Source organism: Stutzerimonas stutzeri, from assembly GCF_002890915.1.
Classification (GTDB): domain Bacteria; phylum Pseudomonadota; class Gammaproteobacteria; order Pseudomonadales; family Pseudomonadaceae; genus Stutzerimonas; species Stutzerimonas stutzeri_AF.
Genome location: NZ_POUT01000004.1, coordinates 116,400 through 142,235 on the forward strand (window position 1 = coordinate 116,400; position 25,836 = coordinate 142,235).

17 protein-coding genes are annotated in these 25,836 nt (G+C 65.7%); 11 read left to right on the forward strand and 6 right to left on the reverse strand.

Annotated elements, in window-relative coordinates; translation table 11 throughout:
- Positions 1-49: 49 nt before the first annotated feature.
- On the reverse strand, positions 50-2,533 hold the full coding sequence (locus tag CXK94_RS09565; protein WP_102894152.1) for a TonB-dependent receptor: 2,484 nt from the start codon (positions 2,531-2,533) through the stop codon (positions 50-52).
- Positions 2,534-3,104: 571 nt separating this feature from the next.
- Here CXK94_RS09565 and CXK94_RS09570 point away from each other — a divergent pair.
- The 5 genes from CXK94_RS09570 (at position 3,105) to CXK94_RS09590 (ending at position 9,249) form a co-directional block, all read left to right on the forward strand.
- Positions 3,105-4,019 carry a GGDEF domain-containing protein gene (locus tag CXK94_RS09570; protein ID WP_102894153.1) on the forward strand — a complete coding sequence of 305 codons (915 nt, stop codon included), beginning with the start codon at positions 3,105-3,107 and terminating at the stop codon, positions 4,017-4,019.
- Between the two features lie 7 nt (positions 4,020-4,026).
- The gene (locus tag CXK94_RS09575; RefSeq protein ID WP_020306228.1) at positions 4,027-5,064 is read left to right on the forward strand and encodes an AraC family transcriptional regulator; all 1,038 of its coding nucleotides are present in this window, start codon (positions 4,027-4,029) and stop codon (positions 5,062-5,064) included.
- A 50-nt stretch (positions 5,065-5,114) separates the two neighbouring features.
- On the forward strand, positions 5,115-6,002 hold the full coding sequence (locus tag CXK94_RS09580) for a LysR family transcriptional regulator (RefSeq protein WP_102894154.1): 888 nt from the start codon (positions 5,115-5,117) through the stop codon (positions 6,000-6,002).
- Between the two features lie 107 nt (positions 6,003-6,109).
- Complete coding sequence (fdhD, locus tag CXK94_RS09585) at positions 6,110-6,907, forward strand: formate dehydrogenase accessory sulfurtransferase FdhD (protein ID WP_019407583.1); 798 nt, start codon at positions 6,110-6,112, stop codon at positions 6,905-6,907.
- Complete coding sequence (locus CXK94_RS09590) at positions 6,904-9,249, forward strand: FdhF/YdeP family oxidoreductase (RefSeq protein ID WP_102894155.1); 2,346 nt, start codon at positions 6,904-6,906, stop codon at positions 9,247-9,249. The genes fdhD and CXK94_RS09590 overlap by 4 nt, the downstream gene beginning before the upstream one ends.
- Before the next feature lie 16 nt (positions 9,250-9,265).
- On the opposite strand, the gene CXK94_RS09595 is transcribed toward CXK94_RS09590, so the two are convergent.
- Together CXK94_RS09595 and CXK94_RS09600 are read right to left on the reverse strand one after the other, a co-directional pair.
- Positions 9,266-9,961 carry a potassium channel family protein gene (locus CXK94_RS09595; RefSeq protein ID WP_037041750.1) on the reverse strand — a complete coding sequence of 232 codons (696 nt, stop codon included), beginning with the start codon at positions 9,959-9,961 and terminating at the stop codon, positions 9,266-9,268.
- Positions 9,951-11,279 (reverse strand): TrkH family potassium uptake protein, encoded by a 1,329-nt coding sequence (locus CXK94_RS09600; protein WP_102894156.1) that lies wholly within the window; start codon positions 11,277-11,279, stop codon positions 9,951-9,953. The genes CXK94_RS09595 and CXK94_RS09600 overlap by 11 nt, the downstream gene beginning before the upstream one ends.
- 419 nt (positions 11,280-11,698) lie before the next feature.
- Between CXK94_RS09600 and CXK94_RS09605 the strand changes: the two genes are divergently transcribed.
- The 3 genes from CXK94_RS09605 (at position 11,699) to CXK94_RS09615 (ending at position 17,939) form a co-directional block, all read left to right on the forward strand.
- Positions 11,699-12,364: a TIGR04211 family SH3 domain-containing protein gene (locus CXK94_RS09605; protein WP_256046029.1), complete on the forward strand. Its 666-nt coding sequence runs from the start codon at positions 11,699-11,701 to the stop codon at positions 12,362-12,364.
- 269 nt (positions 12,365-12,633) lie between these two features.
- Entirely contained in the window at positions 12,634-15,756 is a 3,123-nt protein-coding gene (locus CXK94_RS09610) for a transglycosylase domain-containing protein (RefSeq protein WP_102894158.1), read from the forward strand.
- Between the two features lie 260 nt (positions 15,757-16,016).
- Positions 16,017-17,939: a transglycosylase SLT domain-containing protein gene (locus CXK94_RS09615; protein ID WP_102894159.1), complete on the forward strand. Its 1,923-nt coding sequence runs from the start codon at positions 16,017-16,019 to the stop codon at positions 17,937-17,939.
- Between the two features lie 143 nt (positions 17,940-18,082).
- On the opposite strand, the gene CXK94_RS09620 is transcribed toward CXK94_RS09615, so the two are convergent.
- The 3 genes from CXK94_RS09620 to yegS form a co-directional block, all read right to left on the reverse strand.
- Positions 18,083-18,883 (reverse strand): MOSC domain-containing protein, encoded by an 801-nt coding sequence (locus CXK94_RS09620; protein WP_102894160.1) that lies wholly within the window; start codon positions 18,881-18,883, stop codon positions 18,083-18,085.
- 187 nt (positions 18,884-19,070) lie between these two features.
- Positions 19,071-20,003, reverse strand: coding sequence for a chemotaxis protein CheV (locus CXK94_RS09625; protein WP_102894161.1), 933 nt, complete (start codon positions 20,001-20,003; stop codon positions 19,071-19,073).
- A gap of 233 nt (positions 20,004-20,236) precedes the next feature.
- Positions 20,237-21,151: a lipid kinase YegS gene (gene yegS / locus CXK94_RS09630; RefSeq protein WP_102894162.1), complete on the reverse strand. Its 915-nt coding sequence runs from the start codon at positions 21,149-21,151 to the stop codon at positions 20,237-20,239.
- 375 nt (positions 21,152-21,526) lie between these two features.
- On the opposite strand from yegS, the gene CXK94_RS09635 reads away from it, so the two are divergent.
- From CXK94_RS09635 to CXK94_RS09645, 3 genes are all read left to right on the forward strand, one after another.
- Positions 21,527-22,954, forward strand: a complete 1,428-nt coding sequence (locus CXK94_RS09635; protein WP_102894163.1) for an undecaprenyl-phosphate glucose phosphotransferase — start codon at positions 21,527-21,529, stop codon at positions 22,952-22,954.
- Between the two features lie 158 nt (positions 22,955-23,112).
- Positions 23,113-23,550: a low molecular weight protein-tyrosine-phosphatase gene (locus CXK94_RS09640; RefSeq protein WP_037041727.1), complete on the forward strand. Its 438-nt coding sequence runs from the start codon at positions 23,113-23,115 to the stop codon at positions 23,548-23,550.
- A 13-nt stretch (positions 23,551-23,563) separates the two neighbouring features.
- Positions 23,564-25,777: a polysaccharide biosynthesis tyrosine autokinase gene (locus CXK94_RS09645; RefSeq protein WP_102894164.1), complete on the forward strand. Its 2,214-nt coding sequence runs from the start codon at positions 23,564-23,566 to the stop codon at positions 25,775-25,777.
- Positions 25,778-25,836: the final 59 nt, after the last annotated feature.

Genomic DNA, 25,836 nt, shown 5'->3' on the forward strand with positions numbered 1-25,836 from the left:
CCGGTGCCCGGCCGTAAAGGGGAACGGCGGGCACCGGAGCGGCAAGGGGTCAGAAGTGAGTCAGGGTCAGGCCGAGCTTGTAGGTCGGGCCGTACTCTTCGTACTGGGCGTTGTAGGAGCGGTGTCCGGTGTAGACGTAGTAGGACTCGTCCGTCAGGTTCAGCGCCTCGAAGGTCAGCTGCAGGTTCGGCGTGAGGAAGTAGCCGGCCTTGAAGTCGACGAACAGCTGGTCGTCGACGTAGAGGTCGTGGGCCTTGTCATCGATACCGGCCACCTCGTACAGGTAGTCGGACTTGTAGTTGGCGGCCAGGCGCAGGTTCAGCTTGTCGTTTTCCCAGCCAACCATCAGGTTGCCAACCGTATCGGAGTGGTTCGGCAGGTCGATGCTACGGCGCATGCCCTGCCCCTCGATGTCCGCGTCGGACTTGCTGAAGGTGGCATTGGCGCCCAGCAACAGGCCGTTCCACGGCGCCGGCAGCCAGTCGAGCTTCTGCGAGTAGGCCAGCTCCAGCCCGTAGAGCTTGGCGCTGCTGCCGTTCTGGAAGCTGAGCGCTTCGTCGAACGCGGCCCACTGGCCGGTGCCGGCCAGGTCGGTGTTGTAGATGAAGTTGTCGATGTCCTTGTAGAACAGGTAGGCGGACACCACGCCGGCGCGGCCCATGTAGTGCTCGATGCCGAGGTCGTAGTTGACGGACTCCAGCGGCTTGAGATCGGGGTTGCCGAACTCGGCGTCGTCGCCATCGATGACAAAACCGGGTGCCAGCTGGCCGAAGGTCGGGCGTACCACGCTGTTGGTCCATGCGGCGCGGATCAGCGTGTCATCGGTCAGCTGGTAGCGCACGTGCAGGCCGGGCAGCCAGTGGTGGTAGTCGTTGCTGCTGGAAATGGACTCGAACTGGTCGTCGCGCATGCCGGTGCCCTTGGCGCGAAAGCGCGTGCCCTCGTAGCGCAGGCCGGCGATGACACGCCAGCGGTCAACGTCCACCGTGTTCATCAGGTACGCGGCATTGATGTCCTCGTGCATGTCGAAGTCATTGATGCGCGACTCCTCCTCGTCGTAGAACTCGCTGGCGTCCAGCCCGGCGATGACGCCCTTGATCGCCGAGGCGCTGATGCCGCGGCCGAAGCGGCCGAGCGCGTAGTCGACGTTGCCACCCTGGAAATCGGCCAGAGTCAGGTCGTCGAAGTCGTCATAGACCCAGACCTCGCTGTCGTTGTCCTTGTGCCGGCGGCTGAGCTTGCCGCCGAACTTGGCCTGCGCCGCGTAGCCCTGGATGTCGTAGTCGCGGGCCAGGTCCAGGCGGATATTCTTCTCCCGGTCGCGGGTATCGCTCTTCTCCCACTCCACTTCATCCAGCTCGAAGGAAGCCGGATCGTAGAAGGCCGAATCCACTGTCAGGCGCGGCTTGCGGCTGCTGGAGAAGCCGGCGTCGGCGAAGTCGCCTTCGAAGGTCGCGCCGGAGATGCCACCCGGATTGCGCTCGCGGGACTGGCTGTAGCCGACCTGTCCGCTCAGGGTCCAGAGGCCCATCATGCGTTCGCCGCCGAACACGTAGGACTGGATGGTCTGGGTTTCCTCGCGCGATTTCAGCTCGCGCCAGCCTTCGGCATCGCCGGTTTCGCCGGGCAACTGGGCGTCCTCGAACTCCACGCCGGCGGCGTTGCGCGTTTCGGTGTCCTTGAAGCGGCTGTACAGCGTACGCAGGTAATAGCTGCTGACGTCATCCGGCTTGTAGTCGAAGTTCAGCCCGAAACCGGTGCGCTCGCGGGTGATCTCGTAGTCGCGCTGCTCGAACTCCTCCAGGCGTGCTCCATCGTCGGCAAAGTCCCACTTGCCGCCGGTTTCGACGTTGTCTGAACCGAACTTGCGCTCCTGCCAGCTGAGGGCTGCGGCCACACCGAAGTTGTCGACGCCATCGCCAAGGCTGAAGCGGTTGCTGATCGCGCCGGAGAACTTCGGGCTGGTCTTCTCGACATTCTCGTCGTAGCTGCCCTCGCCGCTGATGCTGTAGAACAGGCCGTCATGATCGAACGCCGAGAGGCTTTCCACCTCGATGGTGCCGCCCAGGGAGTTGGCGTCCATGTCCGGGGTGAGCGTCTTGACCACCGACAGCGACTGCACCAGCTCGGACGACAGCACATCCAGCGCCACCGCGCGGCGCTTGCTTTCCGGCGAGGGCACCAGGGTGCCGTTGATGGTGACGCTGTTCAGGTCCGGCGCGATGCCACGCACGCTGACGAAGCGCCCTTCACCCTGGTCGCGCTCCACCGAGATCCCCGGAATGCGCTGCAGCGCTTCGGCGGCGTTGTCATCCGGCAGCTGACCGATGCCATCGGCGTGGACCACGCTCTTGACGCTGTCGGAACTGCGCTGGTCCTTCAGTGCCTCGTCGATGCTGACGGCCTGGCCGATGACCTCGACGTGCTCCATGACCAGCGGCTCCTCGGCCCAGGCCGAACCGGCGCTGACAGCCAGGGCCAGCAGGCTGATCCTGAAACCGGCACGCTGGCCGCCGCTGCGATATGTGCTCATGAACAATCCCCCCGAACTGTGTTGGCCGGGCCCATCCCGGAAACTGCAGCGGACGGTAGGCGGGGCAGATGGCGGTTCTGTGACAGGCGCGGCGGCAAGCGGCGCAAATGCGGTGATCTGGAGGGTTTTCAGCGGGATATTGAGCCGATATGACCTGGCGGTGTAGCGGTGCAGGGCGGGTTGCAACCCGCCGACCCAGCGGGATGGCAGCTCCGTATCGGCGGGTTTCACCCGTCCTACGGCTGGAAGCTGGAGGGCCCAAAGAGCATCGCCCCGAGGTCGGGCCTCCCACAAGAGCAGCCTGTGCACGCCGTACTCCTGTGGGAGGCGCGACCCCGCGGCGATGCAGGCCGCAGGGCTGCCAAAGGCCTGAAGCCTGAAGCCTGAAGCCTGAAGCCTCCAATGAAACCAAAACGTTCATCCGCCACTCCTGCTCCGCCCCCAAGCCCGGCCCCGGATAATTCACACCCCCAATCGAAACTCCCCTGAGCCGAATCGACCCCCGGCCGCTTCATCGAACCGTCATATCGGTCTGTTTCCGTGCACCCATGCCTGGCCACGGAGCCCCTCGATGAAGTCGCTACTCAAACTCCACACCCTCACCCTGCTGGGTCTGGCCCTGGCCGCCAACGCCGGCCTGCAGGTGCTGCTGGCCGCCGGCGAGATCAAGCCGTGGGCCGCGATCGACTGGATGGACGTAGCCGGCGAAGGCGGCAGCGCGGTCCTGGCGCTGGCCTGGCTGGTGATGCTGCTGCACAGCCGCCCCGCCGGTCGGGTGACACGGCTGCTGGCGCTGGGGCTGGCCTGCATCTGCTTTTCCTGGTGGATGGACACGCTCGACGAATTCATCCAGCTGCCCGCCACGATTTCCTGGGACAACTGGCTGGAAACCGCGCCGATGCCGGTCGGCCTGATCCTCCTGACCGTCGGCCTCTATCACTTCAACCAGGAGCAGCGCGCCATCAATGCGCAGATGAGCAAGCGCGAGCGGCTGTTTCGCGAACATCGGCTGTTCGACAACCTCACCCCGCTGAGCACCGCCGAATACCTGCGGCGGCAGCTCGACCAGACCCTGCGCCTGGCCAACGAGGAGCAGCGCCCGCTGTCTCTGCTGGCGATCGACCTGGACGACTTCAGCCGGGTCAACCAGCGCTACGGCCAGGCCGAGGGCGATCTGGTGCTGCAGGCCGTGGCGCAGCTGCTGGTGCTCAACCTTCGTCATCAGGACCTGCTCTGCCGCCTGGCCGGCGATCGCTTCGTCGTGCTCTTGCCGGACACCGCCGAACAACAGGCGCGGCAGCTTGCCGAGGAGTTGCAGACCGCTGTCGCCAGCCTCGCGCACAAGACCCGCCAGCACGGCGAGCGCCTGCATCTGCGCGCCAGCACCGCGGTGGTGATGGCCTTCGACGACGATGCCGAGCAGCTGCTCCAGCGCCTCAACCTCGCGCTGGCCAAGGCCAAGCAGTCACTGCCGCGCTGCGCCTGAGACGACCATGAACAGCCCCTTACGCTGGTACGAGTGGGACAGCCGCTTCATCGCCGCGCATCACCAGCCGGCGGTCCTGCTGGACCTGGCGTTGTCACGCGGCATCGACAGCCACGCGCTGCTGCGCGGCAGCGGGCTGTTCTACGAAGACATCGCCAGTGGCCGGGCGCGGGTCAGCCCGGCGCAGTTGCTGACCCTGATCGGCAACGCGGAACGCCTGCTCGGCGCAGCGGACAGCAGTTTCCTCTTCGGCCAGCGCCTGCTGCCCGGCCATTACGGCGAAGTCAGCCTGGCGCTGGCCAATGCCGGCAATCTCGAGCAGGCGCTGGAGCGCCTCTGTCAGTTCCGCGCCCTGCTCTGCCCGTTGCTGGCTCCAAGGCTGCTGCTGGATGAGCGGCAGATTCACCTGTACTGGCTGGATGGTGGCGCCAGTGGGCGGCACCAGCGGTTTCTCGTGGAGGCGCACCTGACCGCCATCGTCGCGCTGTGCAAACGCGGCTCCGGTCTGCGGTTGCCCTGGCGCTTCCAGTTCGCCTATGCGCAGCCGCGGCACATCGAGCAGTACTGGGTGCATCTGGGCGATGCGCTGCAGTTCGACCGCCAGCTGACCCTGCTCAGTCTGCCGCGCGAATACCTGCATCAGCCCTGGCCGGAGGCGTCGACCACCGTGGGCCAGGTCGCGGTGCAGGCCAGCCAGCAACAGATCGATGCGCTGGACGGGCCGTGCGCCTTTCTCGATGCGTTCTACCAGTACCTGGAGGCGCACATCCGCGAGCCGCTGAATCTCGAGCGCGTCGCCGTCGCGTTCGCCATGAGCCCGGCGACGCTCAAGCGCAAGCTGGCCAAGCACGGTACGCATTTCCAGGAGCAACTGGACCTGGTTCGCAAGCACGTCGCGCTCTACCTCTACCAGGCCTGTGGCTTGGGTAACGAGGCTGTGGCGCGGCACCTGGGCTTCAACGACACCACCAATTTCCGCCGCGCCTTCAAGCGCTGGACAGGCGTGGTGCCCAGCGGGCTGCAGCCACTGTTCGACGCGCCCTGAGGAAATGCTAAGGTTCGGCCCGCACTACCTTCGATGCAAACGGACCGGGCATGGACATCAAGCAGCTGAAGTTTCTCGTGGCGCTCGACGAAACGCGGCATTTCAGCCAGGCGGCGGCGCGCTGTCACGTCACCCAGCCGACGCTGTCGATGCGCCTGCGCACCCTGGAAGACGAGCTCGGTCTGCAGCTGGTGATTCGTGGCCAGCGCTTCGAAGGCTTCACGCCCGAAGGTGAGCGCATCCTGGCCTGGGCGCGTAGCCTGCTGGCCGCTCAGGACGGACTGCTGACCGAGGCCGCCTCCTGCCGCGGCCAGCTGGTCGGCACGCTGCGCCTGGGCGTAGTGCCGCTGGCCGGGTTCGACCCGATGCAGCTGGTACGGGCGTTCGGCGAACGCCATCCGAGCCTGCGTTTCGAGCTGTTCGCACTCAGCAGCGAGCAGATTCTCGAGCGACTCAGCCGTAATCTGCTGGATCTCGGCCTGTCCTATCTGGAGCGCCTCGACGACGCGCACTTCGCCAGCCTGCCCCTCGGCGAAACGCGCATGGGCCTGCTGCATGACGAGCGCCATTTCCGCTTCGATGCCCCTTCGCTGAGCTGGGAGGCCCTGGCTGGCCTGCCCCTGGGCCTGCTGACCGGCGGCATGCACTTTCGCCAGTCCATCGACCACGCGCTGCGCAGCCGTGGCCTGAGCCTTGCGCCGCGGCTGCAGACCGATGCCGTACATCATCTGCTGCAGGCCGTGGGCGCCGGTCTGTGCTGCGCCATCATGCCGCTCGATAGCGGACTCGAGGCCCTGGACAGCCGGCTGACGCTGACGCCTATCGACAATGCCAGCACTCTGGCGCCGCTGGGGCTGATCCTGCGGCGCGACTCTCCGCGATCCGCACTGGGTGAGGCCTGTTTCAACGAGGCCCGCGAACTGCTGCAACAGCGATGAAAGGGGCTGGTGATCGACGCCATCGATCACACCATCGGACATAGCGATTGGACGGCCGGCACCGGCGCTCCTAGGCTGCCTGCGTCGACCTGTCGCAGGCAGCCGCCATGCTCTACGCCACTCTGAACTCCGCCGAACCGCACGATGCACGCGCTGCGCTGTTGGCCGAGGAATGCGCGCTGGCCATCAGCTACAACGGTCTGAACCATGCCGTGATGATGGTGACGCCGCAGGATCTGGAAGAGTTCGTCGTCGGCTTCAGCCTCGCTGGCGGGCTGATCGAGCGACTCGATGACCTGCGTGACCTGCGCTTGCTCGGCGACGGCAGCGCTCGCCGCGCGGACGTACAGGTCAGCCCGCGGGCGTTCTGGACACTCAAGCAGCAGCGTCGCCAGCTCGCCGGCACCAGCGGCTGCGGACTCTGCGGGGTGGATGCGCTGGATCAGGCACTGCCGCAGCTGGTGCCGCTGCAGCCGACAGCACTGCCACCCGAAGGGCATTTCCATGAGCTGCGCCAGCGCATTGCGAGCGCCCAGCTGATGGCGCGCGACAGCGGTGCGCTGCACGCGGCGCTGTATGTCGACGGCAACGGAAAGATCGCCCTCTGCCGTGAGGACATCGGCCGGCATAACGCGCTGGACAAGCTGATCGGCGCGCTGACGCTGCAACGCCGCAAGCCGAGCGAAGGCTTCGTCGTGGTCACCAGCCGCTGCAGCCTGGAATTGATCCACAAGGCCGTGCGCGCCGGCATCGGCACGCTGGTCAGCCTCTCGGCACCGACCCAGCTCACCGTGCAGTGGGCGCGCCAGCACCACCTCAACCTCATTCATCTGCCCCACCACAGCGCGCCGCGGGTCTACAGCCCTGCGCCTGCGCTGCCCGACCAGAACGGATGCCACCCATGAGCCGCACGTCCCGCTTCCATCCCGCCACCCGCTTCCAGCCTTACGCCGGCCCGGCTGGCGGCTGGGGCGCCCTGCGCAGCGTGGCCAGCGCCTGGCTCGGCAGCGGCAATGCGCTGAAGAACATCCGCGCCATGCTCAAGACCAACCAGAACGGCGGCTTCGACTGCCCCGGCTGCGCCTGGGGCGATTCGCCGGAGGCCGGCGCGGTGAAGTTCTGCGAGAACGGCGCCAAGGCGGTGAACTGGGAAGCCACGCGCCACCGCGTGGATGCAGCCTTTTTCGCCCGCCACAGCGTCAGCCAGTTACGCGAGCAGAGCGATTACTGGCTCGAATACCAGGGGCGCCTCACCGAACCGGTCCGTTATGACGCGGCCAGCGACCGCTATCGGCCGATCACCTGGGATGATGCGTTCGCGCTGATCGCGCGACACCTGAACGGCCTGGCCAGCCCGCACCAGGCAGCCTTCTACACATCCGGCCGGGCCAGCAACGAAGCGGCCTACCTCTACCAGCTGTTCGGCCGCAGCTTCGGCACCAACAACTTTCCCGACTGCTCGAACATGTGCCACGAGGCCAGCGGCGTCGCCCTCACCGAATCCATCGGTGTCGGCAAGGGCACGGTAACGCTGGAAGATTTCGACCACGCCGATGCGATCTTCGTACTTGGCCAGAACCCCGGCACCAACCACCCGCGCATGCTCGAACCGCTGCGCCAGGCGCTGGAGCGCGGTGCCCAGGTGGTCTGTTTCAATCCACTGCGCGAACGCGGCCTGGAACGCTTCCAGCATCCGCAGAAGCCTATCGAGATGCTCGCCAACCAGGACGCGCCGACCCACAGCGCCTATCTGCGGCCCAATCTCGGCGGCGACCTGGCGGTGCTGCGCGGCATCGCCAAGTACCTGCTGCAATGGGAACGCGAAGCCCTGCTCAGCTGCGACCCGGCAGTATTCGACCGGGCCTTCCTCGCCGAACACACCCATGCCGTCGATGCCTATCTGGAGGCGATCGATGCCACGCCCTGGCCGCAGATCGAGCAGCAGTCAGGGCTGGGCCGCGAGGAAATCCGCCATGCCGCGCAGGTTTACCGCGACGCCGGGCGCACCATCGTCTGCTGGGCCATGGGCATCACCCAGCACCATCATTCGGTGGCGACCATCCAGGAGATCACCAACCTGCTGATGCTGCGCGGCAACCTCGGCAAGCCTGGGGCCGGTGCCTGCCCGGTGCGCGGCCACAGCAACGTGCAGGGTGATCGCACCATGGGCATCAACGAACGCCCGCCGGCCGCGCTACTGGATGCGCTGGAGCGCCATTTCGCCCTGCCGATGCCCCGCCAGCCCGGGCACAACACCGTGGAATGCATCCAGGCCATGCTGGCCGGCGAGGTGCAGGTATTCATCGGCCTGGGCGGCAACTTCGCCCAGGCCACGCCGGACAGCCCGCGCACCCGCCAGGCGTTGCGCAACTGCGCGCTGACCGTGCAGATCAGCACCAAGCTCAACCGCAGCCATCTGACCGTCGGCCGCGACGCGCTGATCCTGCCCTGCCTCGGCCGCACCGACATCGACCGCCAGGCCTGCGGCCCGCAGGCGGTCACCGTGGAAGACTCGTTCAGCATGATCCACGCCTCCCGGGGCCAGCTGGAGCCTTTGTCGGCGCAGATGCGTTCGGAGCCGGCGATCATCGCCGGCATCGCCGCCGCCACGCTGGGCAAGCGCCCGGTGGACTGGCTATGGCTGGTGGAGGACTACGCACGAATCCGCGAGCTGATCGCGGCGACCATCCCGGGTTTCGCCGGCTTCGACCACCGCCTGCATCGCCCTGGCGGCTTCTATCTGGGCAACGCGGCCGCGCGCCGGGAATGGAACACCGCCAGCGGCCGCGCCGCGTTCAAGGCGCATGCGCTGCCCGCCGAGTTGCTGCCGGAGCAAGCGCGCCAGCCCGGCGTCAGCGCCGATCTGATCTTGCAGACGCTACGCTCCCACGACCAGTACAACACCACGCTGTACGGCCTGAACGACCGCTACCGCGGCGTCAAGGGCATGCGCGAGGTGGTGTTCGTCAACCCCGCCGACATCCAGCGCCTGGGCCTGGAGGCGGGCCAGCAGGTCGATCTGATTTCGCTCTGGGACGACGGTATCGAGCGACGCGTAAGCGGCTTCACCCTGCTCGCCTACGACACCCCGCCGGGCCAGGCCGCCGCCTATTACCCGGAAACCAACCCGCTGGTGCCGCTGGAGAGTTTTGGCGACCGCAGCTATACGCCGACCTCGAAATTCGTCGCCATCCGCGTGCTGCCCGCCACGCAGGCAATGCAGCCGGAGATGATCGTCAGCGGCTGACCACGCCGAGGAAGCCTTACCGGCCCTGCCCGGCGAAGCGCTGGATCTGGTGGGTGGGGCCCGACACGATCAGCAGGTCGCCGGGCAGCACCTGGGTGCTTGGCGTGGCATGCTGGAAATCCTCGTTGGCACGCTTCAGACCAACGACGGTCACGCCGAAGTTCTCGCGCACGGCCGCGTTCGCCAGCGTGCTGTTGTGAATCCGTTCAGGGGCATGGATCTTGGCGATGGCGAACCCGTCATCGAACTCGATGAAATCAATCATTCTTCCGGTGATCAGGTGGGCCACTCGCTCGCCCATGTCCGCCTCGGGATAGACCACGTGGTGAGCGCCGATACGCATCGCGATCTGGCCATGCTCGGCGGTCAGCGCCTTGACCCAGATGTCCTGGATGCCGAGTTCGGTCAGGGCCATGATGGTCATCAGGCTCGCCGCCAGGTCGGTGCCGATACCGACGATGGCGTGGGCGAAGTCCGCGACGCCGAGCTGCCGCAACGCCATGACGTTGGTGGAGTCGGCCTGTACGGCATGGGTGAGCAGGTCCGCCCAGGCGTGCACGGGCTCGGGGTCCTGGTCGATGCCCATCACGTCGTGCCCCAGCCGGGTCAGCGATTGCGCCACGGAGCTGCCGAAGCGGCCCAGCCCGATGACCACCACGCTGTCACCTTTAGAGAACGAAAATTTCTCTGAAAACAACAATTTATCCAACAATTGGTTGTTCCTCCGGATAGCGGTAGGGCATGCGGTGTTCCCCCAGGGCAAGCGACGCCGCGAGGGTGATGATTCCGACCCGCCCGACGTACATGAGCAGCGTCAGCATGAGCTGGCTGGACTCGGGCAGGTCGGCGGTGATCCCCGTGGAAAGCCCAACGGTGCCGAATGCGGAAATGACCTCGAATATCACCTGATCGGTGGGGAAATCGGTTTCGCGAAGAATGACCAGCGTACCCAGCACCACCATGGCACTGCCCAGCACCAGCACCGTGATGGCCTGGCGCTGCGCCGAGCTTCCGACCCTGCGCCCGAATGCCTCGCTGTCGGTCCTGCCGCGGATTTCGGCGATCACCAGCAGCGCCAGGATGGCGACGGTACCGACCTTCACCCCGCCGGCGGTGCCGGCACTGCCGCCGCCGATGAACATCAGGAAGTAGTGCAGCGCCCAGCTTTCATGGGTCAGGGCGCCGATGTCGATCGAGTTGAAACCGGCGGTTCGCGCCGAAACGGAAGCGAAGGCGGCCGACAGCAGTTTCTCCGGCCAGGCCATCGGGCCGAGCGTGTTCGGGTTCGACCATTCGAACAGCAGCAACGTCAGAAAGCCGCCCACAAGCAGCACCGCGGTGCCTGACAGGGTGAGCTTGGTATGCAGCGACCAGTGACGCGGATCGGAGAATTTGCTGCGCAGATCATAGAGGACGGGAAACCCGAGCCCGCCGATCACGATGGCCATCATGACCGGTAGCAGGATCAGCGCATCCGAGGAATAGCGGACAAGGCTGTCGCCATGAATCGAGAACCCCGCGTTGTTGAAAGCCGAGACGGCATGGAACAACCCGCTCCAGGCCGCCTCCCCCCAGGGGAGGCCATAGGACAGGTGCAGCCGGAGGGTCAGCAGCAGCATGATCACCAGCTCCATGCCGAGGGTCACCACCAGCACCAGCTTGGCTACGCCCGAGATATCGCCCAGGCCCAGCACATGGGACTCGGCCTGGGCGATCAGCTTGGTCCTCAAGCGAAAGGACCGGTTGACCAGCAGGCCCAGCAGCGTTGCCAGCGTCATCATGCCGAAACCGCCGAGCTGAAAGAGCAGCATGATCACCGACTGCCCGAACAGCGACCAGTACGTGCCCGTATCCACCACCACCAGGCCGGTTACGCAGACGGCCGATACGGCGGTGAAAAAGGCGGTGACCCAGGGTGCGGATTCCCCATGGGCATGGGCCACCGGCAACGAAAGCAGGATGCTGCCGCAGAGGATGGCGAGCAGGAAAACCAGCGCGACCGCTCTACCCGGATATAGCAGTGATTTCATTCGACCTGACGCCGACAGACCAGAAGAGTGCGCTCCGACATCACCGACGAACGGGCGGCCCTCGAAGCAGGGCGAGAGACTATGCGCAATAGGCCGCGCGTTCAATCGCAACGCGGCGATTTGCTGGCCAGCCGCCATCGAGCTCAGCCCGGCCGACATGCGGCCGCGAAGCGGTGAACTCCCGCCGATCCCCGCTGTCTGTCAGCTGATGCACCATACGGGACGGCTATAGGGCTATGTGTCCTTTCGGAACGCTGCCGCCAAGCGCCCCCGTCCGTAGCCACCGACCCAATCTGGCCGCTTCAGTCCTGCGCCTGCCCGTCGCGTATTCCGGCAGGCCCCGCCAGACGGTGCCTCTCCTCACCGCCCCGCTCATCAGCGGCTTCATTCTTCTTGATTAACGTGAACGGTTCATGTCGATATCTCTCCATCTTTCTGCCACGCTCTCCCGCCTCCCCCTTTCCGCCTCGCGCCGGGCGATCGGCGCAGGCCTGCTCGGTGCGCTGCTGGGCGCTGTCGGTACGGTCAATGCGCAAGAATCGAATACCCGCTGGGTCAGCGACAGCCTGAACACCTATGTACGCAGCGGCCCGACCGACGGCTACCGCATCGTCGGCACCCTGACCTCCGGGCAGAAGGTCGAACTGGTCAGCACCCAGGGCGACTACAGCCAGGTGCGCTCCGAGTCCGGCAGCACCGTCTGGATTCCCAGCAAGGAACTGCAGGAAGTGCCCGGCCAGGCCGAACGCCTGCCGCAGCTGGAACAGCAGGTCGCCGAGCTCACCGACCAGCTGGAGACCATCGACGCGAGCTGGCAGGCGCGTGTGCAGGGCATGCAGGAGACGCTGGATTCACGCAAGACGCTGATCGATGAGCTGGACGCACGCCGTGTCGCCCTCGAGGCCGAGCTGACCGATGCCCAGTCGGAGCTGCGCACCACCCAGGCACGCCTGGGCGAGGAGAACCAGCGCGTGCTCATGCAATACATGGTCTACGGCGGCAGCATCGCCGGCGCCGGGCTGCTGCTGGGCCTGATCCTGCCGACGCTGACCCGCGGCCGCAAACGCAACGACCGCTGGTTCTGAGGCAACCCGGGCCAAAAGCAGCCTCTACGCACCATCCCCGTAGGAGCCCGGGGGGCGCCGAGTCCTTGCCGGCGATCATCGGCGTTGCGCGCGGATCGCCAGCAAGCCGGCTCCTACGCGTCCCCAGGGGTTTCAGCCCATCAAGCGACTCTGCTGGGCTGAAGTGACCGAGGGCCCTGCCCCGGGCCGTTCCGTTCGTCCAGCCACCATCGCTCGCCCTGCGCCCCGACTATGCTTGCCAGAGAGATCTCCTAGGAAGCCAGGCACATATGGGCGCAGTATGGCGGTCCGACAATCAATCCCAGACAGGGCGGTCCAAACGCGCCCCCTCCCCCCTTTCATCCCAAACACGCAAAAGCCGCCGCAAGCGGGCCCGCAGACTCGCGTGGCTGGCCGGCCTGACCTTGCTCGCCGCGGGCGGCTACCTCGGCTGGCAGGAACTGCAAACCTCGCAATGGCAGGCGCAGTGGCTGAGCCGCTATGCCGCGAGCCTCGAATACCGCGTCCGGCCGGGGCCAAGCACACGCATCCAGTTTCCCGACGACGGTCCCTTCGACCGCCGGCTGGGCTACGTCGCGCTGCCGCGCTTCATCGAACAGCTGGCACAGCGCAACTTCCGCATCGAGGAGCAGGCCCGCTTCTCCCCGGCCCTGCTGGATTACGCCAGCCACGGCTTCTTCCTGCCCTACCCGGAACAGGCCCAGGCCGGGCTGACCATCAACGACTGCCGCGGCGTGCCGCTGTATGCCAACAGCTATCCGCGCCAGTACTACGAGTCCTTCGAGGACATCCCGCCACTGGTGGTCATGAGCCTGCTGTTCATCGAGGACCGTGGCCTGCTCGACGCCGACCGCCCCCATGCCAATCCGGCCGTGGACTGGCCGCGCTTCACCAAGGCCGCTATCAGCCAGCTGGAGAAGCGCCTCGGCCTGGCCGGTCAGGCCGCCGGCGGCAGCACCCTGGCGACGCAGGTGGAAAAGTACCGCCACTCGCCCGAAGGGCGCACCGGTGACCCGCAGGAAAAACTCCGGCAGATGGTGTCGGCCAGCGTGCGCACCTACCGCGAGGGCCCGCAGACCCTCGCCACGCGCCAGCGCATCGTGCGCGACTACCTGAACAGCGTGCCGCTGTCCGCTGCGCCCGGGCATGGCGAGGTGCACGGCATCGCCGATGGCCTGCGCCTGTGGTTCGGCGCCGACTTCGCCGAGGTCAACCGCCTGCTCGACCCGGGCCGCAACAGCGGCTCCGGGCTGCAGGCGCAGGGCCTGGCGCTGCGCCAGGTGCTGTCGCTGCTGATCGCCCAGCGGCGCCCCTCCCATTACCTGGGCAGCAGCAGCGGCCGCGAGGAAATGGCCGGGCTCACCGACAGCCACATCCGCCTGCTGGCCAACGCCGGTCTCATCGGCACGACGCTGCGCGACGCCGCCCTGGGCCAGCGGATCGCGGCGTACAATCCGAGCCGCGACGAGGCCATCCTCGCCGTGGAGACCACCAAGGGCATCAGCGTCGCGCGCATGCGCCTGGCCGGCCTGCTCGGCTTGCCGCTGTACGACCTGGACCGTCTCGACCTCACCGCCAGCACCCCGCTGCAGGGTGATCTGCAGAGTCAGGTCAGCGAGTATCTGAGGCGCCTCGCCGATCCCCAATTCGCCGAATCCATGGGGTTGTTCGGCGACCGCATGCTGTCGCCGGAAAAGACCGCCGAGGTGCGCTACAGCTTCACGCTGTTCGAGCGCGGCGACGAAGGCTTCCGCGTGCGGGTGCAGACCGACAACACCAACCAGCCCTTCGACATCAACGAGGGCAGCAAGCTGGAGCTGGGCTCGACCGCCAAGCTGCGCGTGCTGGCCACCTACCTCGAAGTGGTCGCCGAGCTGCACCAGCGCTACGCCGGCCTGAGCCCCGAGGAGCTGCGCAAGATCGACGCCAAGGCCAACATCAGCCGCTGGGCCATCGGCTATCTCGCCCAGGCCCGCGACCGCAGCCTCGCGGCCATGCTCGATGCCGCGCTCGAACGACGCTATTCGGCCAGCCCCGCCGAGCGCTTCTTCACAGGCGCGGGGATGCACCACTTCGGCAACTTCCGCCGCGAGGACAATGGCCGTATCCCCACCGTGCGCGAGGCGCTGCGTGAATCGATCAACCTGCCGTTCGTGCGCCTGATGCGCGACCTGGTGAGCTACAGCACCTACGAAACCATCAACAGCGCCGAGCTGCTGAAAAATGACAAGGACCCGCGCCGCCTGGAATACCTGACCCGCTTTGCCGACCGCGAGGGCTCGGTGTTCCTGCAGCGCTTCTGGAAGAAATACCGAGACAAGACCGCCGAGCAGCGCATCGAGACCTTCCTGCAGGGCATGCGGCCGACGCCGGTGCGCCTGGCGGCCGTGCACCGCTACCTGATGCCGGATGCCGAGCGCGGCGCCTTCGACCAGTTCCTCGAACAGCACCTGCCGACGACCGAACTGAGCGACAAAGAGCGCGATGCGCTCTACACCCGCTACGGCCCCGGAGCCTTCAGCCTGCCCGACCAGGCCTACATCGCCCGCACGCACCCGCTGGACCTGTGGCTGCTCGGCTACCTGATCGCCCATCCGCAGGCGACGCTTTCCGAGGTGGTCGCCGCCAGCCGCGCCGAGCGCCAGGAAGTCTATGGCTGGCTGTTCCGCAGCCGGCACAAGAGCGCGCGCGACAGCCGCATTCGCATCATGCTGGAAGTCGAGGCCTTCACCGACATCCATCGGCGCTGGCAACGGCTGGGCTACCCCTTCGACAACCTGGTGCCGTCGCTCGCCACCGCGCTCGGCAGCTCCGGCGACCGCCCCGCGGCGCTGGCCGAGCTGATGGGCATCATCCTCAACGACGGCGTGCGGCTGCCCAGCGTGCGCATCGATAACCTGCACTTCGCCGAAGGCACGCCCTACGAGACGCGCATGGGCTTCGTCGCCGGCAAGGGCAAACGGGTGATGCCGGTGGAAGTCGCCCGGGCCCTGCAGGAGACCCTCGCCAACGTGGTCGAGGGTGGCACCGCGCGGCGCCTGCAAGGCAGCTTCGTACAGGACGACGGCAGCCCGCTGCGGGTCGGCGGCAAGACCGGCACCGGCGACAACCGCATCCAGAGCATTGGCGCCGGCGGGCGGCTGATCAGCTCGCTGGCGATGAACCGCACCGCCACGTTCGTCTTCTATCTCGGCCCGCACCACTTCGGCACGCTGACGGCCTACGTGCCGGGCCGCGCCGCCGACAGTTTCCGCTTCACCTCGGCCCTGCCGGTGCAGGCGCTCAAGGGCATGGCGCCGATCCTGCGGCCCTATCTGCAGGGCAGCGGCACCCTCTGTCGCCCCGAGCCCTTGCCGGCCCTGAGCCAGGGAATGCTCTCGGCCGAAAAATGAACGGGCCGTACGGCGCAGCGGCAGGCACGGCGCCATTGGCCGCGCAACCTCGGCGCCCCCAGCCGGACAACCGGCAGCGAAACGGCTACAGCCCTACGCTCGTCGGAAGTTCGGTTTTGTTCGCGACGGGAGCGCAAAGCGCGTTTAACTGGCCGGGGCGGCACGCTAAGCTAGCGCTCGTTTGCAGGTTTTTGAGAACTGGCGCATATCGCCGCGCTCATCACCCTGCCAGTCCAACGCCCCCCGTTTTCGGAAGTACCATGCGCGGCCGCCTTTCCAGTCTATTCTTCTGCCTGTTTTTCTCGGCCCTCGGCCTCGATGTTTCCGCCGCCAGCCTCAGCCAGCAACGCCAGTACTACGATGAAGCCAAGCAAGCCCTGGCCAAGGGCAACAGCGGGCCCTACCGGCGCTACCAGAGCGCCCTGCGCGACTATCCGCTGGAACCCTACCTGGCCTATGAAGAACTCACCGCCCGGCTGAAGACCGCCAGCAAACAGGAGGTCGAGGAGTTTCTTGCCGAGCATGGCGACCTGCCGCAGATCAACTGGATGAAGCTGCGCTGGCTGCGCCTGCTGGCCGAGCGCGGCGACTGGCAGACCTTCACCCGCTACTACGACCCGCAGATGAACTTCACCGAACTGGACTGCCTGTTCGGCCAGTACCAGCTCAGCAACGGCCTGCCAGGTGCGGACGCCGCCGCCGAGCGGCTGTGGCTGGTCGGCAAGTCCCAGCACAACGCCTGCGACCGCCTGTTCGAACTCTGGGACGCCAAGGGCCTGCTCACCGAGGAGCGCCGCTGGAAGCGCGCCAAGCTGGCCGTGGAAAGCGGCAACTACGGGCTCGCCAGCTATCTGGTAAAACGCCTGCCGACCCTGCAGACGCAAGGCCAGCTGATGCTCGACGTCGCGCAGAAGCCGCAGATGCTCGGCCAGCCGGAGCGCTTCGCCTCGGCCAGCCCGGCGATGGCGGACGTTGTCTCCATCGGCCTGCGCCGGCTGGCCCGCCAGGACCCGGAAAAGGCCCTCGACCTGCTCGACGGCTATGCCCGGCGCTTCGCCTTCTCCGACGACGAAAAAGTCGCCATCGCCCGGCAGATCGGCCTGACCCTGGCCAAGCGTTTCGACAGCCGCGCGCTGAAAGTGATGGCCGAATACGACCCGCAACTGCGCGACAACACCGTCAGCGAATGGCGTGCGCGGCTGCTGCTGCGCCTCGGCCGCTGGGACGAAGCCCACGAACTGACCCGGCGCTTCCCCGAGGAACTGGCCAACAGCAATCGCTGGCGTTACTGGCAGGCGCGCAGCCTGCAACTGGCCAAGCCGCAGAACAAGCAGGCCGAGCAGCTCTACCAGCCGGTGGCGCAGGAACGCGACTTCTACGGTTTCCTCTCGGCCGACCGCATCCAGGCACCGTACCGGCTCAATCATCAGCCGCTGGCGCTGGAGCCGAAGGTGGTGCAGAAGGTGCGCAACACCGCCGGCATCCGCCGCGCCCTGGAATTCCACGAGCGCGGGCAGATCGTCGACGGCCGCCGCGAGTGGTACCACGTCAGCCGGCTGTTCAGCCGCGACGAGCTGGTCGCGCAGGCCCGCCTGGCCTACGACAGGGAATGGTATTTCCCAGCGATCCGCAGCATCAGCCAGGCGCAGTACTGGGACGACCTGGATATCCGCTTCCCCATGGCCCATCGCAGCGCCATGGTCCAGGCCGCCAGGGCGCGGGACATCCATCCCAGCTGGGCCTTTGCCGTGACCCGCCAGGAAAGCGCCTTCATGGCCGATGCGCGCTCGCATGTCGGCGCCACCGGCCTGATGCAGCTGATGCCGGCGACGGCACGCGATACCGCCAAGCGGTTCGGCATCCCGCTGGCCTCGCCGCAGCAGATACTCAACCCCAATACCAACATCCAGCTCGGCACCGCCTACCTGAGCCAGATCTACGGCCAGTTCAACGGCAACCGCGTGCTCGCCTCCGCCGCCTACAACGCCGGCCCCGGCCGAGTACGCCAATGGCTGCGCAACGCCGAGCACCTGTCGTTCGACGTGTGGGTGGAGAACATCCCCTTCGACGAAACCCGCCAGTACGTGCAGAACGTGCTGACCTATTCGGTGATCTACGGGCAGAAACTCAACACGCCGCAACCCCTGGTGGAATGGCACGAGCGGTTCTTTGAATCGCAGTAGCTAACAAAGCCGGAAGCCTAAATGCATTGCCCCGGGGCGGGCCTCCCACGAAAAGCCGCCTGCGCATGCCGACCCTGTGGGAGGCGCGACCTCGCGGCGATGCAGGCCACAGGCCTGCCAAAAGCTTGAAGCTTAAAAAGCCCCTATTCCGGCACGTCCACCGGCATGCCGAGCACCAGTTCGCCGCTGCCTTCGGCAATCAGGTTCTGCCCGAAGAACACGCCGCCCTCGCCCTTGCGGTAGCCCAGCAGGGTCGCCAACGGTTCGCGCTCGGCGTCGCGCTCGGCGGTCGCCGGGTCGATGGTCGGGATGACGCAGCGCGAGCAGGGCTTGACCACGCGGAACTCCAGCTGACCGATGCGGATGCGCTTCCAGCCGTCCTCGGCGTAGGGTGCCGCGCCGCTCACCACCAGGTTCGGTCGAAAACGCAGCATTTCCAGCGGGCGGCCGACGCGCTGCACCAGGTCATCCAGCGACGCCTGGCCGATGAGCAGGAAGGGGAAACCGTCGCTGAAGGCAGTACGCTCGCCAAGCTGCGCGTAGTCCAGATCCACCTGGATACCCTCTTCCACCGGCAGATGGACCAGGCGGCAGGCCTGGCCGAGAAAGCGCGTCAGCCAGGCGGCGGCCGCTTCGCCGGCATCCGGCACCACGGCGTTCGAACTCCAGATCTGCACGCAGCGCATCGTCGTCGTATCCGGCACGGCGACATCCAGGTCGTCCATGCCCGGTGCGCTCAGCCGCAAGGCCTGCGTACCCTGCCAGCGCGCCTGCAAAAGCGCCATCCGCGGCACGGCGCGTTGCGTCAGGAAGCGCCCCGTGCCGGCGGAGACCACCATCCAGCGACGGTCGCCAACGAGGCCGAGCACATCGCTGCTGGCCTGCTGCAGCGCTTCGCCGGCGGCGGACTTGAGGGGGAAACGATAGAGCGAGGAGAGATGCATGCAACGCTTCCTTGGCGGACCATTCGTGGCCGTTCGAGCGGTGGACGAGCGAGACATCGCCCCAGCGCGCCCGAAAGGCAGGACCGCCGTAGGGTGGCAAAACCGCGAAGCGTTTTCCACCAGTTCCTGGCCGCCGATCGTGAGCTCGCGCCTACTAGAGCCTGGATGTGAAGGCGCTAAGCGTCGATCAGCTCGGCTCGTCGCGCTTGAGGCGATCCTGGATCACGTCAACGAGTTTCTCCGGCTGGAACTTGGAAAGGAAATTGTCGCAACCGACCTTCTGCACCATCGCCAGGTTGAAGCTGCCGGACAGTGAGGTGTGCAGCACCACGTAGAGCTCGTGCAGGCGCGGATCGTTGCGGATTTCGGTGGTCAGGCGGTAGCCGTCCATCTCCGGCATCTCGGCGTCGGTGAAGACCATCAGCAGCTTGTCGGTCAGCACTTCGCCGGCATCGGCCCAGGCCTTGAGCATGTTCAGCCCCTTCAGGCCGTCGCTGGCGGTATGGATCTTCAGGCCGAGCTGGCTGAGGGTTTCGCGCAGCTGCGCCAGAGCGACGCTGGAATCGTCCACGCAGAGCACCTCACGGCCGCGGGCCCGCTCGAGAAGCGGGTCGGCCAGGCGCTCGGCAGGAATGCTGGTGTCGTAGGGCACGATCTCGGCCAGCACCTTTTCCACGTCGATGACTTCCACCAGCTCGTCGTCGACCTTGGTGATGGACGTCAGGTAGTGCTGGCGTCCAGCAGTGCTCGGCGGCGGCATCACCGCATCCCAGTTGAGGTTGACGATACGGTCCACGCCACCGACCAGGAATGCCTGCACCGTGCGGTTGTACTCGGTGACGATGATGGTGCTGCGCTCATCCGGCACCAACGGCCGCAGGCCGATCGCCAGCGACAGGTCGATGACCGGCAGGGTCTGGCCGCGCAAGTTGATCACCCCGCAAACCGAGCTGTGGCGGTGCGGCATGAGCGTCATCTTCGGCAGTTGGACGACTTCCTGCACCTTGAACACGTTGATGGCGAACTTCTGCCGACCGCCGAGCCGGAACATGAGGATTTCCAGGCGATTCTGGCCCACCAGGCGGGTACGTTGATCGACTGAATCGAGGATGCTGGCCATTTCGGGTTCCTTGGTGAACGACAGATAAAGGCATATCGGCCGCTTGCGGCGCGGCTTTATGCTCCCGGCAGGTCTTTTTCTCAACGATACAGCGCGCGTAGGTTGGGTTGAGCACAGCGAAGCCCAACAGAAAACGGCACGACGTGTTGGGCTTCGTCGCCTTGCTCCTCAACCCAGCCTATGCTCAGCGCCAACCTGCCCGCTGCTCCGATCATGCATGGCGCTGGCCCCTATCAGCTCAGCTGCTGTCCTGGACGCAATAACAAGGGGGAATCCGCTGGCAAGTGCAGGCGCAGCGCGCCGGGGCGGGCTTCGAAGCGCAGGCGTTCCCCGCTGAACGGTTCGCCATCCAGGTTGATGTCGATCGATTCCGGCGCCTCGACTTCGAGCCAGGCTACCCGGGCACTCACCGACACCGCCTCGACACCCAGCAGCCCGCCGCTGAGCAAGGTGCCCAGGGTGCCGACCGTATCGGCTGGCGCCGGCACGATGCACACGTCCAGCAGGCCGTCGTTGATTGTCGCCTGCGGGCAGAGCAGCTGGCCGCCGCCGGCCTGGCGGCCGTTGCCGATGCCCAGCGCGAGGAATTCGCCCTGCCAATCGAAACCCGGCCCGCAAAAATGCCCCCGCGTGGACTGGATCTCGGCGAAGCGTGTCAGCCCGGTCAGCAAATAGGCTCCGCCGCCGAGCACCCGCTTCAGTTCCTCGGAGGTCGTGGCGGTGACTTTCGAGCCGAAACCACCGGTGGCCATGTTGACGAACAACTGGCCATTCATCTCGCCCACATCCACCGGTTGCGCCGGCTCGTCCAGCAGGGCCAGGGCCTCGAACGGCTCCAGCGGAATACCGGCGGCGCGGGCGAAATCATTGGCACTGCCAAGCGGCATCAGCGCCAGGCTCGCATCCACCTGACTCGACAACAACGCTTCGGCCACTTCCCGCAAGGTACCGTCGCCACCGCCGGCGACCAGTTGCCGGTATCCCGCATCGAGCGCTTCCAGCACCTGCCGGCGCGCATCGCCGGCTTCCCAGGTAACGCGAACCGCCAGGTCCCAGCCGAGTTCACGCTGCTGCCTGACGGCCTCGCGAACCGTTTCATTGAGCGCCTGTTTACCGTGCAGTACCAGCAGCGCCTTGGCATCGCTCATGGCCGTTCGTTTCCTCGCTATTTCGACGCTATATCAGACCCGTTCGCCGCAGCGAAGTTGTGCCATCCAGACGCAGCGAGGATTAACCCAAAAGTTCGATAAATAACGCCGCCCGTCACCGCGCAGGCGTAGCCCCCTCGTCCAAGGCGATTAAGCACGAAATAAAAATACATTCAGTAACAGTAACTTGTGCGCACAAATTGGAGTGCTTTGCTTTTTCGTCAACCCGCTGACTGGTACTGAACTCATTTCTGGAGGCACGGTCGGAGCAGGTGTCCCGAACAGGGTTGCGATAGCGGCCTGCCATCAACCTCCGCATGCCGCGGCGATTAATTCGAGTTTTGAAGCCAGCCTTAGCTGAGGAAGGAGCCTTGTATGCGTGCACAGTCAGTTGGAACCCTTGAATATGCTCATCCCAGTTTCGTCGACTACTTCCTGGCCAGCGTTCGTCTGATCCATGGCCTGACCGCCATTCTGCCGGGCTTCCTGCTGCTGGCGTTCATGGATTTGCCCGCCAGCGGAGCCTTCAGCGCCTTCCTCGGCTTCTTCGCGGTACTCAGCGTCATCATCTTCCAGACCGTCGGTATCTACAGCGAAGAGGTATTCAGCACCCTGCTGCGTTTCCGCATCATGCTCCTGGCCTGGGCTGCGGCCTTCAGCTTCCTGATCTTCATGCACCAGGGCATGGGACTGCTCAGCTACCTGGATGTCAATCAATTGACATTCTGGTTCCTGACCAGCGCCCTGTTGTTCGGCGCCGAGCGGCTGGCGATGCTGGCGCTGTTCCGCCGCCTGATGGCGCGCGGCATGTTCCTGCAGAATGCCGTGATACTCGGCGGCACCGAGAATGGCGTGCGGGTTGCCGAATACCTGCAGAACAACCGCGACATCCGTACCGGCGTGCTCGGCTTCATCGATGACCGTCTGGAGCGGCTGCCCAAGGAGCTGGCCAGCCTGCCGCTGCTGGGTAACACCCGCGAGCTGGAACGGATGATCCGCGAGGAGAAGGTCACCCAGGTGCTGGTCGCCCTGCCCTGGTTCGCCGACAGCCGCATCGGCCAGCTCATCAACGAACTGCGCAAGCTGCCGGTCAGCGTCCTGCTGGTACCGGACATGGTCGCCTTCCGTCACGCCGACCGGCGCATCACCCATGTCGGCGGGCTGCCCTCGCTGATCGCCTCGGACCTGCCGCTGCGCGGCTGGTCGCCCTTCTTCAAGCGCCTGGAAGACATCGTGCTGTCCAGCCTCGCCCTGCTCGCCGCCGCCCCGGCCATGCTGCTGATCGCCCTGGCGATCAAGCTCGACTCGCCCGGCCCGGTGCTGTTCAAGCAGAAGCGCTATGGCTACAACAACCGCCTGATCGAGGTCTTCAAGTTCCGCTCGATGTACCACGAGAAATCGGACGCCAACGCCGATCGCCAGACCACCCGCCACGACGACCGCATCACCCGCGTCGGCCGCTTCATCCGCAAGACCAGCCTCGACGAACTGCCGCAGCTGCTCAACGTGTTCCTCGGCAGCATGTCCATGGTCGGCCCGCGCCCGCATGCCACTGCCACCAAGGCCGCCGGCGTGCTGTTCGAGGACGCCGTGGCCGAGTATTCGGCCCGCCATCGGGTCAAGCCGGGTATCACCGGCTGGGCGCAGATCAACGGCTATCGCGGGGAAACCGACACGCTGGAGAAGATCGAGAAACGCGTCGAGTTCGACCTCGACTACATCGAGCGCTGGTCGGTCTGGTTCGACCTCTACATCCTCGTGCGCACCCCACCGGCACTGCTGCTCAACAAGGACGTGTACTAATCGGCCGGCGCCCGCGTTCAGCCGAAAAGCATCGCACTACGCCGCGCCGCCATGGCGCGACAGGACGGAACTAATGAACCCCCTGAAAATCTCATTTTTGTTCAACCCGGACTGCCCTCCGGCGGCTGCGAATGAGCAGTCACCACGAGGCTGAGACCATGTTCAAGAACATCCTGATTGTCTGTGTTGGAAACATCTGCCGCAGCCCCACGGCCGAGGCACTGTTTGCTCACAGACTCGGTAGCCAGGGCCTGACGATCAGCTCGGCGGGTATTGGAGCACTAGTAGGTAACCCGATGGACAAGAGCGCCCACGAAGTATTGCAGGAGAACGGGTTGGAACTTCCAGCCCACCGTGCCCGACAGGTAGACAGCCACATGCTGCACCAGGCGGACCTCATCCTTGCCATGGAGCATAGCCACATTCAGCACATTCGCCAGATTGCGCCCGAAGTGCATGGCAAGACCTTCCTGATCGGCAAATGGCAGGGGGACCTGGAGATTCCAGACCCTTATCGCCAATCCAAGCCTGCCTTTGAACACGTCCACAGCCTCCTGACGAAATCCGTCGAGAGCTGGCTTCCTTACCTGAAATGAAGAAGGAACTTCGATGACTACCATGCCCCGCCCGATCTATGAAACCAAAGAGGACAAGGACATCGACCTGGCCCACCTCTTTGATACCTTCATCAACAACCGCGTGCTCATCATGGGCATCACGGGGTTCTTCGCTGCCCTGGGTGTCGCCTATGCGCTGCTGGCCACGCCGGTCTACCTGGCCAGCGCGATGATCCAGATCGAGCCCAAGAACGGGCTGCCGAGCCTGACCGACGTGGTCAACACCAACCCGCCGGTATCGCCGGCGCAGACCGAGATCGCACTGCTCAAGTCGCGCTCGGTGGTGGGAGGCGCGGTCAGCAACCTGAACCTCGACATCATCATCAAGCCCCACCACTTCCCCATCGTCGGCGGCTTCATGGCGCGCCGCTTCGAGCCCAGCGAAGAAGGCGAGCTCGGCTGGTATCCGACCGGCCTGGGCAGTTATGCCTGGGGTGGCGAAAAGCTGAAGGTCACCCAGCTGGAAGTGCCGGACAAGGTGCACGGCAAGGAGCTGACCCTGGAGGCGGCCGAGAACAACGGCTTCATCCTGCGTGACGAGGACGACGAGGTCGTGGCCCAGGGTGTGGCCGGCGAGCCGGTCGAGACCGAGGGTTACCGCGTCACCGTGGCCGAGCTGCTCGCGCGCCCAGGCACCACCTTCACGGTGATCAAGAACCGCACCTACAACACCACCGAGAACTACCAGCAGCGCCTGGCCGCGGCCGAACGTGGCAAGCAGTCCGGCATCGTCAACGTGACCCTCGAGGATGCCGACCCGGAACACGCCGTCCGCGTGCTGGAAGAAGTCGCCAGCCTCTACGTCGAGCAGAACGTCGCGCGCAACGCGGCCGAAGCGACCCAGAGCCTGGAATTCCTCAACGAGCAGGTCCCGGCGGTGCGCAAGAAGCTGGAAGCCGCACAGACCGCGCTGAACAAGTACCAGACCGGTTCGCGCTCGGTGGACATCACCGCCGAAACCCAGTCGGTGCTCGACCGCATCGTCGACCTGGAGAAGCAGATCTCCGAGCAGAACCTCAAGCGCACCGAGATGGAACGCCGCTTCACCCGCCAGCACCCCAACTTCCAGGCGCTGATGAACCAGATCAACCAACTGCAGATGCAGAAGCAAGAGCTGGAGAAGCAGATCGGCACCCTGCCCTCGACCCAGCAGGAACTGCTGCGTCTGAACCGTGACGTGGAAGTGTCCTCGGAAACCTACTCCATGCTGCTGAACAAGACCCAGGAGCTGGACATCATCCGCGCCGGCACCGTGGGCAACGTGCGCATCATCGACCACGCCGCGGCGGACCTGGAAAGCCCGGTCAAGCCCAACAAGCCGCTGGTGGTGATCGTTGCCACCCTGCTCGGCGGCCTGCTGGCGTTGGCCTTCGTCTACGTGCGCGAAGCGCTCAAGCGTGGCGTCGAGAACCCGGAAGACATCGAGCGCAGCGGCACCCCGGTGTACGCCTCGATCCCGTTCACCGAGAAGCAGGCCACGCTGGAAAAACGCCTGGCCAACTTCAAGCGCGACAAGAGCGCCGCGTCCTACCTGCTGACCATCAACGAGCCGGCCGACCTCGCCACCGAGGCCATGCGCAGCCTGCGCACCAGCCTGCACTTCGCGATGATCGAGGCGAAGAACAACGTGCTGATGATCACCGGCCCGAGTCCAGCGGTGGGCAAATCCTTCGTCACCACCAACCTCGCCGCCGTGGTGGCGCAATCCGGCAAGCGCGTGCTGCTGATCGATGCCGACATGCGCAAGGGCTACCTGCACAAGGTCATGCGCTGCGACGGCGAAAAGGGCCTGTCGGACATCCTTTCCGGGCGCATCACCCTGTTCGATGCGATCCAGAAGACCCAGCTGAACAACCTCCACGTGATCACCCACGGCCAGCTACCGCCGAACCCGTCGGAACTGCTGATGCACGAGAACTTCTCGCGCTTCGTCAAGGAGATCAGCCATATGTACGACCTGGTGATCTTCGATACCCCGCCGATCCTCGCCGTCACCGACGCCGCGCTGGTCGGCAGCCAGGCCGGCACCACCCTGATGGTCACCCGCTACGGCATGAACGGCCTGAAGGAAATCGAAGCGGCCAAGCGGCGCCTCGAGCAGAACGGCCTGTTGGTCAAGGGCGTGATCTTCAACGCCGTGGTGCGCAAGGCCTCGGCCTATGGCGAGTACGGTTACTACCAGTACGAATACGCCAGCACCAAGTAGCGAGCGTGCGTGGCGGCGGGACAACCTGCCGCCACCAGCGCACCGCCCCTTTTCTTTTC